Below are 14,636 nucleotides of genomic sequence, written 5' to 3'. Positions count from 1 at the left end.
CAGACCGATCAAATGATCACTAACTGAAATTATGCACAATCATTAGCGGACGATCAGCCCGCCGCTGTCAAGGCTTATTTCAAGGCGAAGTGCCGCTAAAACGATAAAAGCACGGGCGAACACTGCGCCAAACCATTGACAAAGCCGGCCCGAGCAGTTTAAACATATGATCACTATCCGATCATATGATCAGGCTGTTGGCTAAGCCTACCTAATAAGAAAATCAGCAAGAGGACACACCGATGGCCCCGCCATTACTGCTTCACGCTGAACAAGTTTCCAAGGCCTACGCCGGGGTCCCTGCCCTGCGCGACGGGCGCCTCTCCCTGCGGGCCGGCAGCGTGCACGCACTGTGCGGCGGCAATGGCGCCGGCAAATCCACCTTCCTCAGCATCTTGATGGGCATCACCCAGCGTGACGCCGGCAGCATCCTGCTCAACGGCCAGCCGGTGCAGTTCGACCGCCCCAGCGCAGCCCTCGCCGCCGGGGTGGCGATGATCACCCAGGAGCTGGAACCCATCCCCTACATGACCGTCGCCGAAAATATCTGGCTGGGCCGCGAGCCACGCCGCGCCGGCTGTATCGTCGACAGCAAGGAACTGAACCGACGCACCCGCGAACTGCTGCAAAGCCTGGAGTTCGACGTGGACGCCACCAGCCCCATGCATCGCCTGAGCGTGGCGCAGATCCAACTGGTGGAGATCGCCAAGGCGTTCAGCCATGACTGCCAGGTGATGATCATGGACGAACCCACCTCGGCCATCGGCGAACACGAAGCGCAAACCCTGTTCAAGGCGATCCGCCGCCTGACCGCCCGTGGCGCCGGGATCATCTATGTGTCGCACCGCCTGAGTGAACTGGCGCAGATTGCCGATGACTACAGCATCTTCCGCGACGGCGCCTTTGTGGAAAGCGGGCGCATGGCCGATATCGACCGCGCCCACCTGGTGCGCGGCATCGTCGGCCAGGAGTTGCAGCGCATCGACCATAAAGTCGGCCGCGAATGCGCCGCCGCCACGTGCCTGGATGTCAATGGCCTGAGCCGTGACGGCGAGTTCCAGGACATCAGCCTGCAACTGCGCCAGGGTGAAATCCTCGGCATCTATGGGCTGATGGGTTCGGGCCGCAGCGAATTCCTCAACTGCCTGTATGGCCTGACCCTGCCGGACGCCGGCAGCGCCACCCTGCAAGGCCAGCCCCTGCCCACCGGCACCCCGGCGGCGACCATCCGCGCCGGCATGTCCCTGGTCACCGAAGACCGCAAGGACAGCGGCCTGGTGCTCAGCGCCAGCATCCTCGCCAACATCGCGCTGTCGGCCTACAAGCAATTGTCGAGCTGGTCGGTGATCAATGCGCGCAAGGAACAGGCCCTGGCGCAGAGCATGGTCAAGCGCCTGCAGATCAAGATCTCCTCCCTGGACCTGCCGGTGGAATCCATGAGCGGCGGCAACCAGCAGAAAGTGGTGCTCGCCAAATGCCTGTCGACCCAGCCGATCTGCCTGCTGTGCGACGAACCCACGCGCGGCATCGACGAAGGCGCCAAGCAGGAGATCTATCACCTGCTCGACGAATTCGTGCGCGCCGGCGGTGCGGCCATCGTGGTCTCGTCCGAGGCGCCGGAACTGCTGCACCTGAGTGACCGCATCGCGGTGTTCAAGGGCGGCCGCCTGGTGACCGTCAGCAGCGACACCGCCCTTTCCCAGGAAGCCTTGTTGAGTCTTGCCTCATGAACAGTAAAGTCCTCGCCGCACCCGTCACTGCCGCGCCGCGCAACCGCCTGCGCTTGTCCCTCGACCGCTTCGGCCTGCCGCTGGTGTTTATCCTGCTGTGCCTGGTGATGGCGTTTTCCAGCGAATACTTCATGACCTGGCGCAACTGGATGGACATCCTGCGCCAGACCTCCATCAACGGCATCCTGGCCGTGGGCATGACCTACGTGATCCTCACCAAGGGCATCGACCTGTCGGTGGGCTCGATCCTGGCCTTCGCCGGCTTGTGCAGCGCGCTGGTCGCCACCCAGGGTTATGGCCTGCTGGCGGCGGTGAGTGCGGGGATGTTTGCCGGGGCCATGCTCGGCGTGGTCAACGGTTTCATGGTAGCCAACCTGAGCATCCCGCCCTTTGTCGCCACCCTCGGCATGCTCAGCGTGGCGCGGGGCATGACCTTTATTCTCAACGACGGCAGCCCGGTCACCGACCTGCCGGACAGCTTCCTCGCCATGGGCATCGGCAAGCTAGGCCCTATTGGCGTGCCGATCATTATCTTTGCGGTGGTCGCGCTGATCTTCTGGATGGTGCTGCGCTACACCACCTACGGGCGCTACGTGTACGCCGTGGGCGGCAACGAAAAAAGCGCGCGCACCTCCGGCATCGGCGTGCGCAAGGTCACGTTCTCGGTGTATGTGATTTCCGGCCTGCTGGCGGGGTTGGCCGGGGTGGTGCTGGCGGCGCGCACCACCTCGGCCCTGCCCCAGGCGGGCGTGTCTTATGAGCTGGATGCGATTGCGGCGGTGGTGATCGGCGGCACCAGCCTGTCGGGTGGCACCGGCAGCATTGTCGGCACGTTGTTTGGCGCGCTGCTGATCGGTGTGATCAACAACGGTTTGAACCTGCTCGGGGTGTCGTCGTATTACCAACAAGTGGCCAAGGGATTGATCATCGTGCTTGCGGTGTTGATTGATGTCTGGCGCAAGAAAAAACGCTAAGTGGAGTGTGTGCAATGTCCAATTTCTGGAACCAGGCGTTCGACCTCACCGGCCGTTGCGCCGTGATCACCGGGGGCGCCGCCGGTATCGGCCTGGCCTGTGCCCAGTTGCTGGTGGAGCGCGGCGCCCGGGTGGCGTTGCTGGACCGTGACCCCGCGGTGGTCGAAGTGGCTGCCAGCCTCGGCGCGGGTCATGTGGGGCTGGTGGCTGACCTGCGCCAGCTCGATTTGCTGCAGGCCGCCGTCGACCAGGCCGCTGCCGGGCTAGGGCGCATCGATTACCTGGTCAACAGCGCGGGGGTCGCGCTGCTCGACAAAGCCCTGGACGTGAATGAAAACGCCTGGGACACCACCCTGGACATCAACCTCAAGGCCAGTTTCTTCGTGGCGCAGGCCTGTGCCCGCTACATGATCGAACAAGGCGGCGGGCGTATCGTCAACCTTGCCTCCCAGGCCGCCGTCATCGGCCTGGACCGTCATGTGGCCTACTGCGCGAGCAAGGCCGCCGTGGTCGGCATGACCAAGGTGCTGGCCATGGAATGGGCGCCCCACGGCGTCAACGTCAACGCCGTGTCTCCGACCATCGTCGAGACCGCCCTGGGCAAGAAAGCCTGGGCGGGCGAACTGGGCGAACGGGCCAAATTGCAGATCCCGGTGGGGCGCTTCGCCCAGCCGGAAGAAATCGCCGGCCTGGTGCTCTACCTGGTCAGCGACGCGGCCAGGATGATCACCGGGGAAAACGTAGTGATCGACGGTGGCTACAGCATTCAGTAAGCCGATTCCAGACGAATAAGAACAAGGAAACACCCTATGAATCGAGTCATCAATGATGCGGACCTGGTGGTCGAGGACATGCTCGCGGGCATCCTCCTGGCGCACCCGGAACTGGTGCAGTACGAGAGCAACCCACGGGTCATCCGCAAACGCACGTCCTCACCGGCCGGCCAGGTCGGTATTGTCACCGGCGGCGGTTCGGGGCACGAGCCGGCGTTTCTCGGCTATGTCGGCCCGGGGCTGGTGGATGCGGTGGCGGTGGGCGAGATTTTCTCTTCGCCCACCGCCAAGAGCTTCTTCGACGCGTTCCGTGCCGCCGACCAGGGCGCAGGCGTGGCGTGCCTGTATGGCAATTATGCCGGCGACAACATGAACGTGAAGCTGGCGATGAAAATGGCCGCCAGCAAAGCCATGAACATCCGCACCGTGGTGGCCAACGACGACGTGGCCTCCGCCCCGCCCGCCGAAATCGCCAAGCGGCGTGGCGTGGCCGGCGAGATCTTCATGTGGAAGATCGGCGGTGCCGCCGCCGCCCAGGGCTACGACCTTGACGCCGTGATCCGCGTGGCGCAGAAGGCCGTGGACCATTGCCGCTCCATCGGCGTGGGGCTCACGCCCTGCACCATTCCGGCGGTAGGCAAACCCAACTTCCAGATTGCCGACGGCCTGATGGAACTGGGCATCGGCCACCATGGCGAACCCGGTATCGAAGTGGTGCCAGTGGAGTCCGCCGCCGCCATGGCCGAGCGCATGCTTGCGCCGATCCTGGCCGACCGCGACTTCACCCAGGACCAGAGCGTGGTGGTGCTGGTCTCGGGCCTGGGCGCCACGCCGGTGATGGAGCTGTATATTTTCTACGCCGAGGTCGAGCGCCAACTGCGCGCCAAGGGCCTGCGCATACACCGCTGTTACGTGGGCAACTACTTCACGTCCCTGGAAATGATGGGCGTGACCCTGACCCTGCTTGGCCTCGACGCCGAGCTGAGCCGTTTGATCGACCAACCTTGCCGCTCCATCGGCATGACCCAGTCGGAGTGAAGCATGAGCGAACATTTCCCGAGCAACACCGGCAGCGCCATCGTCACCAACCTGGTGTCGATCATCGTCGCCAACCGCGAATACCTCAGTGAAGTGGACGGCGCCATCGGCGACGGCGACCACGGCATCAACATGGCCAAGGGATTCTCGCGCTGCGGCAAGACCCTGGAGGGCCGCGAACTGTCCCTGGCCGAGGCGCTGGACGAACTGACCCTGGCGTTGATGGAAGGCATCGGCGGCTCCATGGGCCCGCTGTATGGCAGCCTGTTTATCGGCATGGCCGACGAAGTGCGCGGCCGCGATAGCATCGATGGGGCGACCTTCGCCAGGCTGCTGCGTGGCGGCCTGACCTCACTGCAAGACATCAGCGACGCCGGCGTGGGTGACAAGTGCCTGATGGATACGTTGATTCCAGCGGTCGAGGCGTTCGAACAGGCCCAGGCCAGCGGCGCGACGTTCCGCGAAGCGTTGCACCGGATGAAAAGCGCCGCGTCCCAGGGCCGTGATTCCACCCGCGACCTGGTGGCCAAGATCGGCCGTGCCAGCCGCCTGGGGGAGCGCTCCCTGGGAGTACTGGATGCGGGCGCAGTGTCGTGCTGCCTGATCCTGACCAACCTTGCCGAATCGGTTGAGGCGCGGTTGGTGGCCTAGGTGTGGGAGCGGGTTTGCCCTACACAGCCTCTTTGGTGGACGGGGCTTTCTGTGGCGAGCGGGCTCGCCACAACAAGCCCGCTCACCACAACAAGCGGGCTCACCACATACAAGATGTCACCTAGCGGCGCGTTGCATCATCCAGGGCAAGGATCGTGTAGGCATTCGACACGGTCGTCGCCAGGGTGTTGATCACCCCGGAGCGCAACGCACCGAGGGTGGCCGCCGCCTTGGTGTTTTCGCTGGCAATCGCTACCACGTCGGGAATGCGCACCAGCTCCTGTACCGACAGGCCGATCACCCGGCCCTGCATGGCGTTGACCGCTGGCTGGCCGTGGATGTCGATGAAGTCGTAGCCCATCATGTCACCGACCGTACCGGACACCCGGGCCTGGGCGATTTCCTGGGGCGAGAACCAGCCCATGCGCACCATGTTGCTGTTCTCGCTCATGTCGCCGATGCCGATCAAGGCGATATCGGCGCGGCGCGCACGGTCGAGGGTGGAGCGCACGGTGTCGTTGTTGATCAGCACGCTGCGCAGTTCCGGGTTGGCCACCAGGGCCGGGGCGTACAGGGTTTCGCTCTCGGCGCCGAAACGCAGGGCCAGGCGCCGGCAGATATGGTCGGGGTTCATGTATTCGCCGGCCTTGAGCGAGCCGCCGATGGCACAAACGAAGGTGCAGTTGCGCGTCACCGGCAGGAACACGTTCTCGGCCACGGCGCCCACGTTGCGGCCCATGCCGACGGCGACGATCATGCCGTCGCTGAGGGTCTTGTTCAGGTAGTTGGCCACCAGGCTGGCCACGGCCGAGCGCTGGGTGTCGGGGTCGCCGTGGTCAACCGCGATCAAGGCGCGGTCCAACTGGAAACGCTCGACCAGCGCCTGCTCCAACTCCGTGTTCAGGGCCGGATGCTGCAACACCCGCACCTCCACCACCCCTTCATCACGGGCGCGCTTGAGCAAGCGGCTGACCTTGACCCGCGACAGGTCGAAGCGCTTGGCAATGGCTTCCTGGGTGATGTTGTCGAGGTAATAAAGCATGGCCACTTCGGTCATCAGGTCGATGTCGCTGGCGGCACGGTGGGCACTGTCGGTCATGGGAGCTTCCATTTACGCCACAAAAAACCATTCTCCCTAGTCTGTACGGTGCAAGTCCAGCAGCGAATGGGCGATGCCTGCAAAGTTTCTAATGGCTGTGCTGGTATTCCCGTGGCGTGCAGCCGAACTCGCGGCGGAACACGGTGTGCAGGTACTGCGCCGACTTGAAGCCGCACTGCTGGGCGATGTCGGCAATCGCCAGGTGGTTGCCCTGCAAGCCCTTGGCGGCGCTGGCGAGTTTGAAGCGCAGGATCTCGTCGTGCACGCTGCACCCGCGCGCCTTGCGAAAGTGCGATTCCAGCGATGAACGCGACACGCCGACATAGGCCGCCACCTGCGCCGTCTTGATGCCCTGGCAGGCGTATTGGCGGATAAACAGCAACGCCTGCATCACATAGGGGTTGCCCAAGGGTTGGTGCAGGCTCGACGCCTGCACGTTGATCGCATCCGGCGGCACCAGCACCTGCGTGCCGGTGCAGGGCTTGCCATGCAGCATCTGGTGCAACAGCGCGGCGGCGGTGCGGCCCATGGTTTCGGTGCCCTGGATCACCGAACTCAACGGCACGCGCGTGAGGGTGCGGGTCAGTGGGTCGTTGTCGATACCGATCAGCGCCACTTCTTCCGGCACCGCGATGCCGGCGGTGAGACAGGCTTGCAGCAGTTGCCGGGCGCGGGCGTCGGTGACCGCAATGATCCCGATGGGCTTGGGCAGGCTTTGCAGCCAGGCGATCTGCTGCTCCACCGCGCTGTCCCACAGCGGCGCACTGGTGCCCAGGCCGCGATAGATCTGCACTGGCAAGCCATCGCGTTGCAGCAAGCGCTTGAAGGCCTTTTCGCGCTCCTGGGCCCAGCGATTGGCCTGGGCTTCGGGCAGGCTGAAACAGGCGAACCGCGTCACACCGGCCTCGATCAAATGTTCATAGGCCAGCTTCATCAAGGCCGCATTGTCGGTGGCCACATAGGGAATGCCCTTGGGGTAGGCGCGCGCATCCTCATAAGAACCGCCCACTGCCACCACCGGCACCTTGCTGCCGGCCAGCGCCTCGCCGATCAGCGGGTCGTCGAAGTCGGCGATGATGCCGTCGCCCTGCCAGCGCTCTATGCCTTTGAGGCGGCACAGGAAGTCCTCTTCAAGGAACAAGTCCCAGGACGCGCGGGTACTGCTCAGGTAATTGCCGATGCCGGCGATGATGCCACGGTCGTAGATTTTGCTGCCGTTGAACAGCAAGGCGATGCGGTGCACGGGCGGTAGGGTTTTCATTGTTGTTGTCCTGGGGCCGGTCGCAACAGCCTAGACCCTGCCACTCAAAATCGCACCCTCCCTTGGTGATTTTCATAATCGGCAGCCCATTGGCCGTTGCTAGTATCGGGGCACCGCCAAGAACAATAAGGAAAACGCCATGCCGTACTTCCCCGGTGTCGAGAAGGTTCGCTTCGAAGGCCCCAGCAGCGACTCTGCCCTCGCCTTTCGCCATTACGACGCCAATAAAATCATCCTCGGCAAACCCATGCGCGAACACCTGCGCATGGCCGCCTGTTATTGGCACACCTTCGTCTGGCCAGGGGCGGATATGTTTGGCGTGGGCACCTTCAAACGGCCATGGCAACGCAGTGGCGAGCCGATGGATCTGGCCATCGGCAAGGCGGATGCGGCCTTCGAGTTTTTCACCAAGCTGGGCATCGACTACTACAGCTTTCACGACACGGACGTCGCCCCCGAAGGCAGCTCGCTCAAGGAATACCGCAATCACTTTGCGCAGATGGTCGACCACCTGGAACGCCATCAGGAACAAACCGGCATCAAACTGCTGTGGGGCACCGCCAACTGCTTCAGCAACCCACGCTTTGCCGCCGGCGCCGCGAGCAACCCGGACCCGGAGGTGTTTGCCTACGCCGCCGCCCAGGTGTTCAGCGCGATGAACGCGACGCTGCGGCTCAAAGGCGCCAACTATGTACTGTGGGGCGGCCGTGAAGGCTATGAAACCCTGCTCAACACCGACCTCAAGCGCGAACGCGAACAGCTCGGGCGCTTTATGCGCATGGTGGTAGAGCACAAGCACAAGATCGGCTTCAAGGGCGACCTGCTGATCGAGCCCAAGCCCCAGGAGCCGACCAAGCACCAATACGATTACGACAGCGCCACGGTGTTCGGCTTCCTGCATGAGTTCGGCCTGGAGCATGAGATCAAGGTCAACATTGAGGCCAACCACGCGACCCTGGCCGGGCACAGCTTTCATCATGAGATCGCCACCGCCGTGTCCCTCGGGATTTTCGGCAGCATCGACGCCAACCGTGGCGACCCGCAGAACGGCTGGGACACCGACCAGTTCCCCAACAGCGTCGAGGAAATGACCCTGGCCACTTATGAAATCCTCAAGGCCGGGGGTTTCAAGAATGGCGGCTACAATTTCGATTCCAAGGTACGCCGCCAGAGCCTCGATGAGGTAGACCTGTTCCACGGGCATGTGGCGGCCATGGATGTGTTGGCGCTGGCGCTGGAGCGGGCGGCGGCCATGGTCGAGAACGACCGGTTGCAGCAGTTCAAGGACCAGCGTTACGCCGGCTGGCAGCAGCCGCTGGGCCAGGCGGTGCTGGCGGGGGAATTCAGCCTGGAATCCCTGGCCGAGCATGCCTTTGCCCATGAGCTGAACCCGCAGGCGGTGAGTGGTCGGCAAGAGATGCTGGAAGGTATTGTGAATCGCTTTATCTACCGCTGACTGTGTGACATGCGGGCTTTTTTTGTGGCGAGCGGGCTTGTTGTGGCGAGCGGGCTTGCCCCGCGTTGGGCTGCGAAGCAGCCCCAGAACCAGGCGCCTACGTGTGTCAGGTGAAAACATGTCGCCGGGAAAGGGGCCGCTTCGCGCCCCAACGCGGGGCAAGCCCGCTCGCCACAACAGCTCACTTGCCACAACACGCTTCATCGCCACAAGTACGGTGTTTGCCTAGAGTCTTTCCAACAACAATAAAAGGACGCATAACCATGAAACGCACCCTCATCGCCACTGCCCTGGCCCTGTTCGCCCTGCCGGTGCTGGCCGACTCGGCCCACCCGAAGATCGGCTTCTCCATCGATGACTTGCGCCTGGAACGCTGGTCCCGCGACCGCGACTACTTCGTCGCCGCCGCAGAGAAACTCGACGCCAAAGTCTTCGTGCAATCCGCCGATGCCAACGAGCAAAAACAGATCTCCCAGATCGAAAACCTGATTTCCCGCGGCGTCGATGTGATCGTCATCGTACCGTTCAACGCCACCGTGCTCACCAACGCCGTCGCCGAAGCCAAGAAAGCCGGGATCAAGGTGGTGTCCTATGACCGCCTGATCCTGAATGCGGACATCGACGCCTACATCTCCTTCGATAACGAAAAGGTCGGCGAAATGCAGGCCAGCGGCGTGCTGCAAGCGGCGCCCAAGGGCAACTACTTCCTGCTCGGCGGCGCGCCCACCGACAACAACGCCAAGGTGCTGCGCGAAGGCCAGATGAAAGTGCTGCAACCGGCCATCGACAAGGGCGATATCAAGGTGGTCGGCCAGCAGTGGGTCAAGGAATGGAACCCCACCGAGGCCCTGAGCATCGTCGAAAACGCCCTGACCCGGAACAACAACAAGATCGACGCCATCGTCGCCTCCAACGACGCCACCGCCGGCGGTGCGATCCAGGCCCTGGCCGCGCAGAAACTGGCAGGCAAGGTGCCGATCTCCGGCCAGGATGCCGACCTGGCGGCGGTCAAGCGCGTGATCGACGGCACCCAGACCATGACCGTGTACAAGCCGCTCAAGCTGATCGCCAGCGAAGCCGCCAAACTCTCGGTGCAACTGGCGCGCAATGAGCAACCCACCTACAGCTCGCAGTACGACAACGGCAGCAAAAAGGTCGACACCATCCTGCTCACCCCGACCCCGCTGACCAAGGCGAACATCGACCTGCTGGAGAAAGACGGGTTCTACACCAAAGAGCAGATGGCCGGGCAGTAAGCGCCATGGTCGACTACCTGCTGCAAATGAACGGCATCGTCAAACGCTTTGGCGGGGTCAACGCGCTGAACGGCATCGATATCAAGGTGCGGCCGGGGGAATGCGTCGGCCTGTGCGGCGAGAACGGCGCCGGTAAATCCACCTTGATGAAGGTGCTGTCGGCGGTATATCCCCACGGCACCTGGGACGGCGAAATTCTCTGGGACGGGCAGCCGCTCAAGGCCCAGTCGATCAGCGAAACCGAAGCGGCCGGTATCGTGATCATCCACCAGGAACTGACCCTGGTGCCCGACCTGTCGGTGGCCGAAAACATCTTCATGGGTCATGAACTGACCCTGCCGGGCGGGCGCATGAACTACCCGGCGATGTTCCACCGCGCCGAAGCCTTGATGCGCGAGCTCATGGTGCCGGACATGAACGTGGCGCTGCCGGTGTCGCAGTACGGCGGCGGCCACCAGCAACTGGTGGAAATCGCCAAGGCCCTGAACAAACAGGCGCGGCTGCTGATTCTCGACGAGCCCTCCTCGGCCCTGACCCGCTCGGAAATCGAGGTGCTGCTGGACATCATCCGCGGCCTCAAGGCCAAGGGCGTGGCCTGCGTGTACATCTCCCACAAGCTCGATGAGGTGGCGGCGGTGTGCGACACCGTTGCGGTGATCCGCGACGGCAAGCACATCGCGACCACCGCCATGGCCGACATGGACATCGCACAAATCATCACCCAGATGGTCGGCCGCGAGATGAGCAACCTCTACCCCACCGCACCCCATGCGGTGGGCGAGGTAATTTTCGAGGCACGCAACGTCACCTGCCATGACGTCGACAACCCCAGGCGCAAGCGCGTGGACGATGTGTCCTTTGTGCTCAAGCGCGGGGAAATCCTCGGCATTGCCGGGCTGGTCGGTGCCGGGCGCACGGAGCTGGTGTCGGCACTGTTCGGTGCCTACCCCGGTCGCTACAGCGCCGAGGTGTGGCTGGACGGCCAGGTGATCGACACGCGCACGCCGCTCAAATCGATCCGCGCCGGGCTGTGCATGGTGCCCGAGGACCGCAAGCGTCAGGGCATCATTCCCGACTTCGGCGTGGGCCAGAACATCACCCTGGCGGTACTCGACACCTACGCGCACCTGACGCGCATCGACGCCGAAGCCGAACTGGGCAGCATCGACCAGCAGATTGCACGCCTGCACCTCAAGACCGCCAGCCCGTTCCTGCCGATCACCAGCCTGTCCGGTGGCAACCAGCAAAAGGCCGTGCTGGCGAAAATGCTGATGGCCAAGCCTCGCGTGCTGATCCTCGATGAGCCCACACGCGGGGTGGACGTGGGCGCCAAGTATGAGATCTACAAATTGATGGGTGCGCTGGCGGCCGAGGGAGTGTCGATCATCATGGTCTCCTCGGAGCTGGCCGAAGTACTCGGCGTATCCGACCGCGTGCTGGTGATCGGCGACGGCCAGTTGCGCGGCGACTTCATCAACGACGGGCTCACCCAGGAACAGGTGCTCGCCGCGGCGCTCAGCCAACACAATAATAATGATCGGAAGACCGCGTAGATGAATCAGCTCAAACAGCTGTTTACCCGCTACAAAATGCTTGCCCTAGTGATCGCCGTGGCGGTGATCTGGCTGTTTTTCAGTTGGCAGACCGAGGGGGGCTTCCTTACACCGCGCAACCTGTCCAACCTGCTGCGGCAGATGTCGATCACCGGGATCCTGGCGTGCGGCATGGTGCTGGTGATCATCAGCGGCGAGATCGATTTGTCGGTGGGCTCGTTGCTCGGCTTGCTGGGCGGGTTGGCGGCGATCCTGGACGTGGTGTATCACGTGCCGCTGTTGGCGAACCTGAGCCTGGTTGCCCTGTGCGGCTTGATGATCGGGTTGGCCAACGGCTACATGACCGCCTACCTGCGTATCCCGTCGTTTATCGTTGGCCTGGGGGGGATGTTGGCGTTTCGCGGGATTCTCCTGGGGATCACGGGCGGTACCACCATTGCGCCGGTGTCGCCTTCCTTGGTGTATGTGGGCCAAGGGTATTTGCCCCATTCGGTCGGGATCGGCCTCGGTGTCTTACTGTTTGCCCTGACCCTGTTCCTCACCTGGAAACAACGGCGCAACCGCGCACTGCATGGCCTGGCTGCGCATTCATTGGTGCGTGATGTGCTGCGCGTGGTGGTGATCGGCGCGGTGTTGGCCGGGTTCGTCACCACGCTCAACAGCTACGACGGCATCCCCGTGCCAGTGCTGCTGTTGCTGGTACTGCTCGGTGTATTCAGCTACGTCACCAGCCAGACCGTGTTCGGCCGCCGGGTGTATGCGGTGGGCAGCAATATGGAAGCCACGCGCCTGTCGGGCATCAACGTGCAGGCAGTGAAACTGTGGATCTTCGGCATCATGGGCGTGATGTGCGCGCTCGCCGGGTTGGTCAACACCGCTCGCCTGGCTGCCGGCTCGCCGTCGGCGGGTAACATGGGTGAGCTGGATGCCATCGCCGCGTGTTTTATCGGCGGCACATCGATGCGCGGCGGCTCTGGCACGGTGTATGGCGCGTTGCTCGGGGCGTTGGTGATTACCAGCCTGGATAACGGCATGTCGATGCTGGATGTGGACAGTTACTGGCAGATGATCGTGAAGGGCAGCATTCTGGTGCTGGCGGTTTGGGTGGATGTGAGTACCCGCACAGGTCGGCGCTAGGAACGCAGGATTAATGTGGGAGGTGGCTCGCCCCGATGGCGGTGGATGAGTCAGCTTACCTCTAGCTGACTCATCCACCGCCATCGGGGGCAAGCCTATAGCGATAGAGCACAAGCCATCTGCCAGCCCGCAAATCCAATCAGACACACCCCGCTCGCTCGATTGAGCACACCAAAACCTGAACGTTCAGCAAACAGCTTCTTCATCCCCCCACCCCCTGCTGCATACAACATTTGCCCGAGAAACGAGCCCACTAGAACACCCAGCAAATTCCAGTAGATTCCCTGCCCCTGAAGCTGGGCGCCGCTGGCGATGGCATAGGAAGAAATCGCCGCAATGGTGAACGGGCTAGTCAACGTCAGTAAAAAGACCGGTACAAATCCTGCGGTGCACGTTATCTGCATCGTGCCAGCAGCGTTCTTGAATGTGGTAACACCAAGATAAAGGAGGTAGGCAATCGCTCCCCACGTCAATAGCTGATGATTGTCGACCCAAAATGCTTCGACCACCTTCAAGCCTGTAAAGGCGACAGCTGCAAATACCGCGTCGGCAACTGCCGCCCCCAGGGCTGCGGGCAATGCACTGCGAAAGCCAAAGACGATGGACTGCCTTAGAATGATCAAGGCTATCGGTCCAACGCTTATTGAAAGCAGTGTCGAAAATAGCATTGCACTCAGAAAGTCGTGCATTTACCTCACAATCTCTCTGAACATTTTTTTCTTTGCCCGACAGTGCGGACACTGAAAATTGTCGTCTAGCTCGCCCCACCTTGTTCCTGCCTCAACGTCGACTAGAAGCTCACCCAATGCCTCGGAATAAACGTAGTGACAGATCTGACACTCATAAGACTTATACATGTAGACAATCTCCAGAATTCAAAGACTCTGCGGGTCGGCAAGGCGACGATTAAGTGCCGAAAACATATGTTCAAAACCGTCCATGAATGCCATCGCACCGCGCATGGCTTGTGGAGCGATACCTGGGTTTTTCTCCAAGTATGAAATTACGATCTCCCGCCCGGTCGCTACGTGCATGGGTTCGACTTCGCAGTGGATAGCGAAGAACGCCAAGACCGGGTCTTCCTCATCCACCAAGCCATACTCACGGGCGTATTTTTTAAACCCTTCAAGAAAGTACTGAAACTCTCTGGACGAGGTCATTTCCGAAGCCAAATGAAAACCCAACGCTTCGCCCAAAAACTCGGAGCGGTACATCCTATGCGTGTTATTCCCCATCGCAGTACCCTCTGGGAGTACGTTAGACGGATTAAACAGATCAGCATCGGAAAGCCCCAGATGAGTCGTCAGTTGTTTAAACATCTGATGATGGGTAGGCAGCACATGTTTACTATGCTGGTGCAGACCATACTCATCAACCGAAGCATAAAGAATATGCGCAGCCTTGGCTGTGCCATTCCACATATCCTCCTTGATCCATTCATCCGTAACACGTGCAGCCAACGCAACGATTCCCGCAGGCACGTCTTTAAAAAAAGCCCAAAGGGTGCCAAAAAACAAGGCCATACCCTGATGCGTCAGAGGACGAGCAGAGATAATCTCGCCGAATTTTTCAAGTTCCCTAAGCGCGGCATGCCGGACAATTGCATTAGCCACCTCGTTGTAACCGGCCTCGCACACTCTATATAAATCTCATTCTTAGAGAGCCTTTCATTTGATCTGTTTTTTACTGAATTTTGAGCATCCATCAT

Annotated in this window: 14 protein-coding genes; 9 read left to right on the top strand and 5 right to left on the bottom strand. The window is 61.8% G+C overall.

Going from position 1 to position 14,636, the window contains the following annotated elements; all coding sequences use genetic code 11:
• Positions 1 to 242 precede the first annotated feature (242 nt).
• Genes LUU92_RS11045 through dhaL form a run of 5 tightly spaced genes read left to right on the top strand, consistent with a single transcriptional unit; the run spans position 243 to position 5,166 of the window.
• Positions 243 to 1,730, top strand: a complete 1,488-nt coding sequence (locus LUU92_RS11045; RefSeq protein WP_071491478.1) for a sugar ABC transporter ATP-binding protein — start codon at positions 243 to 245, stop codon at positions 1,728 to 1,730.
• The gene (locus LUU92_RS11040; protein WP_076954377.1) at positions 1,727 to 2,704 is read left to right on the top strand and encodes an ABC transporter permease; all 978 of its coding nucleotides are present in this window, start codon (positions 1,727 to 1,729) and stop codon (positions 2,702 to 2,704) included. The genes LUU92_RS11045 and LUU92_RS11040 overlap by 4 nt, the downstream gene beginning before the upstream one ends.
• 14 nt (positions 2,705 to 2,718) lie before the next feature.
• Entirely contained in the window at positions 2,719 to 3,477 is a 759-nt protein-coding gene (locus LUU92_RS11035) for an SDR family oxidoreductase (protein WP_257103605.1), read from the top strand.
• A 36-nt stretch (positions 3,478 to 3,513) separates the two neighbouring features.
• Positions 3,514 to 4,515: a dihydroxyacetone kinase subunit DhaK gene (locus LUU92_RS11030; RefSeq protein ID WP_257103604.1), complete on the top strand. Its 1,002-nt coding sequence runs from the start codon at positions 3,514 to 3,516 to the stop codon at positions 4,513 to 4,515.
• Positions 4,516 to 4,518: 3 nt separating this feature from the next.
• Complete coding sequence (gene dhaL / locus LUU92_RS11025; protein WP_071491482.1) at positions 4,519 to 5,166, top strand: dihydroxyacetone kinase subunit DhaL; 648 nt, start codon at positions 4,519 to 4,521, stop codon at positions 5,164 to 5,166.
• Positions 5,167 to 5,287: 121 nt separating this feature from the next.
• Here the strand turns inward: dhaL and LUU92_RS11020 are convergent, their stop codons facing one another.
• Together LUU92_RS11020 and LUU92_RS11015 are read right to left on the bottom strand one after the other, a co-directional pair.
• Positions 5,288 to 6,265, bottom strand: coding sequence for a sugar-binding transcriptional regulator (locus LUU92_RS11020; protein WP_257103603.1), 978 nt, complete (start codon positions 6,263 to 6,265; stop codon positions 5,288 to 5,290).
• A gap of 88 nt (positions 6,266 to 6,353) precedes the next feature.
• Entirely contained in the window at positions 6,354 to 7,526 is a 1,173-nt protein-coding gene (locus tag LUU92_RS11015) for a XylR family transcriptional regulator (RefSeq protein WP_058427030.1), read from the bottom strand.
• A 139-nt stretch (positions 7,527 to 7,665) separates the two neighbouring features.
• On the opposite strand from LUU92_RS11015, the gene xylA reads away from it, so the two are divergent.
• The 4 genes from xylA to LUU92_RS10995 all read left to right on the top strand — a co-directional run bounded on the left by xylA (position 7,666) and on the right by LUU92_RS10995 (position 12,928).
• Positions 7,666 to 8,982, top strand: a complete 1,317-nt coding sequence (xylA, locus tag LUU92_RS11010; RefSeq protein ID WP_071491485.1) for a xylose isomerase — start codon at positions 7,666 to 7,668, stop codon at positions 8,980 to 8,982.
• Positions 8,983 to 9,245: 263 nt separating this feature from the next.
• Positions 9,246 to 10,238 carry a D-xylose ABC transporter substrate-binding protein gene (gene xylF / locus LUU92_RS11005; RefSeq protein WP_071491486.1) on the top strand — a complete coding sequence of 331 codons (993 nt, stop codon included), beginning with the start codon at positions 9,246 to 9,248 and terminating at the stop codon, positions 10,236 to 10,238.
• Positions 10,239 to 10,243: 5 nt separating this feature from the next.
• Entirely contained in the window at positions 10,244 to 11,791 is a 1,548-nt protein-coding gene (xylG, locus tag LUU92_RS11000) for a D-xylose ABC transporter ATP-binding protein (protein ID WP_257103602.1), read from the top strand.
• Positions 11,792 to 12,928, top strand: coding sequence for a sugar ABC transporter permease (locus tag LUU92_RS10995; RefSeq protein WP_092246075.1), 1,137 nt, complete (start codon positions 11,792 to 11,794; stop codon positions 12,926 to 12,928).
• 95 nt (positions 12,929 to 13,023) lie between these two features.
• Here LUU92_RS10995 and LUU92_RS10990 read toward each other — a convergent pair whose 3' ends face one another.
• Genes LUU92_RS10990 through LUU92_RS10985 form a run of 3 tightly spaced genes read right to left on the bottom strand, consistent with a single transcriptional unit; the run spans position 13,024 to position 14,541 of the window.
• Complete coding sequence (locus LUU92_RS10990) at positions 13,024 to 13,617, bottom strand: LysE family translocator (RefSeq protein ID WP_092246078.1); 594 nt, start codon at positions 13,615 to 13,617, stop codon at positions 13,024 to 13,026.
• Complete coding sequence (locus LUU92_RS29185; protein ID WP_081049337.1) at positions 13,618 to 13,785, bottom strand: rubredoxin; 168 nt, start codon at positions 13,783 to 13,785, stop codon at positions 13,618 to 13,620. It lies immediately after the preceding gene.
• A gap of 18 nt (positions 13,786 to 13,803) precedes the next feature.
• Positions 13,804 to 14,541 carry an iron-containing redox enzyme family protein gene (locus tag LUU92_RS10985; RefSeq protein WP_257103601.1) on the bottom strand — a complete coding sequence of 246 codons (738 nt, stop codon included), beginning with the start codon at positions 14,539 to 14,541 and terminating at the stop codon, positions 13,804 to 13,806.
• Between the last annotated feature and the right edge of the window lie 95 nt (positions 14,542 to 14,636).

Origin of the sequence: Pseudomonas extremorientalis (assembly GCF_024584605.1) — a bacterium.
GTDB classification, from domain to species: Bacteria; Pseudomonadota; Gammaproteobacteria; order Pseudomonadales; family Pseudomonadaceae; genus Aquipseudomonas; species Aquipseudomonas extremorientalis.
The sequence above is the reverse complement of the archived record's forward strand: the minus strand, read 5'-3'. Positions and strand labels throughout refer to the sequence as shown.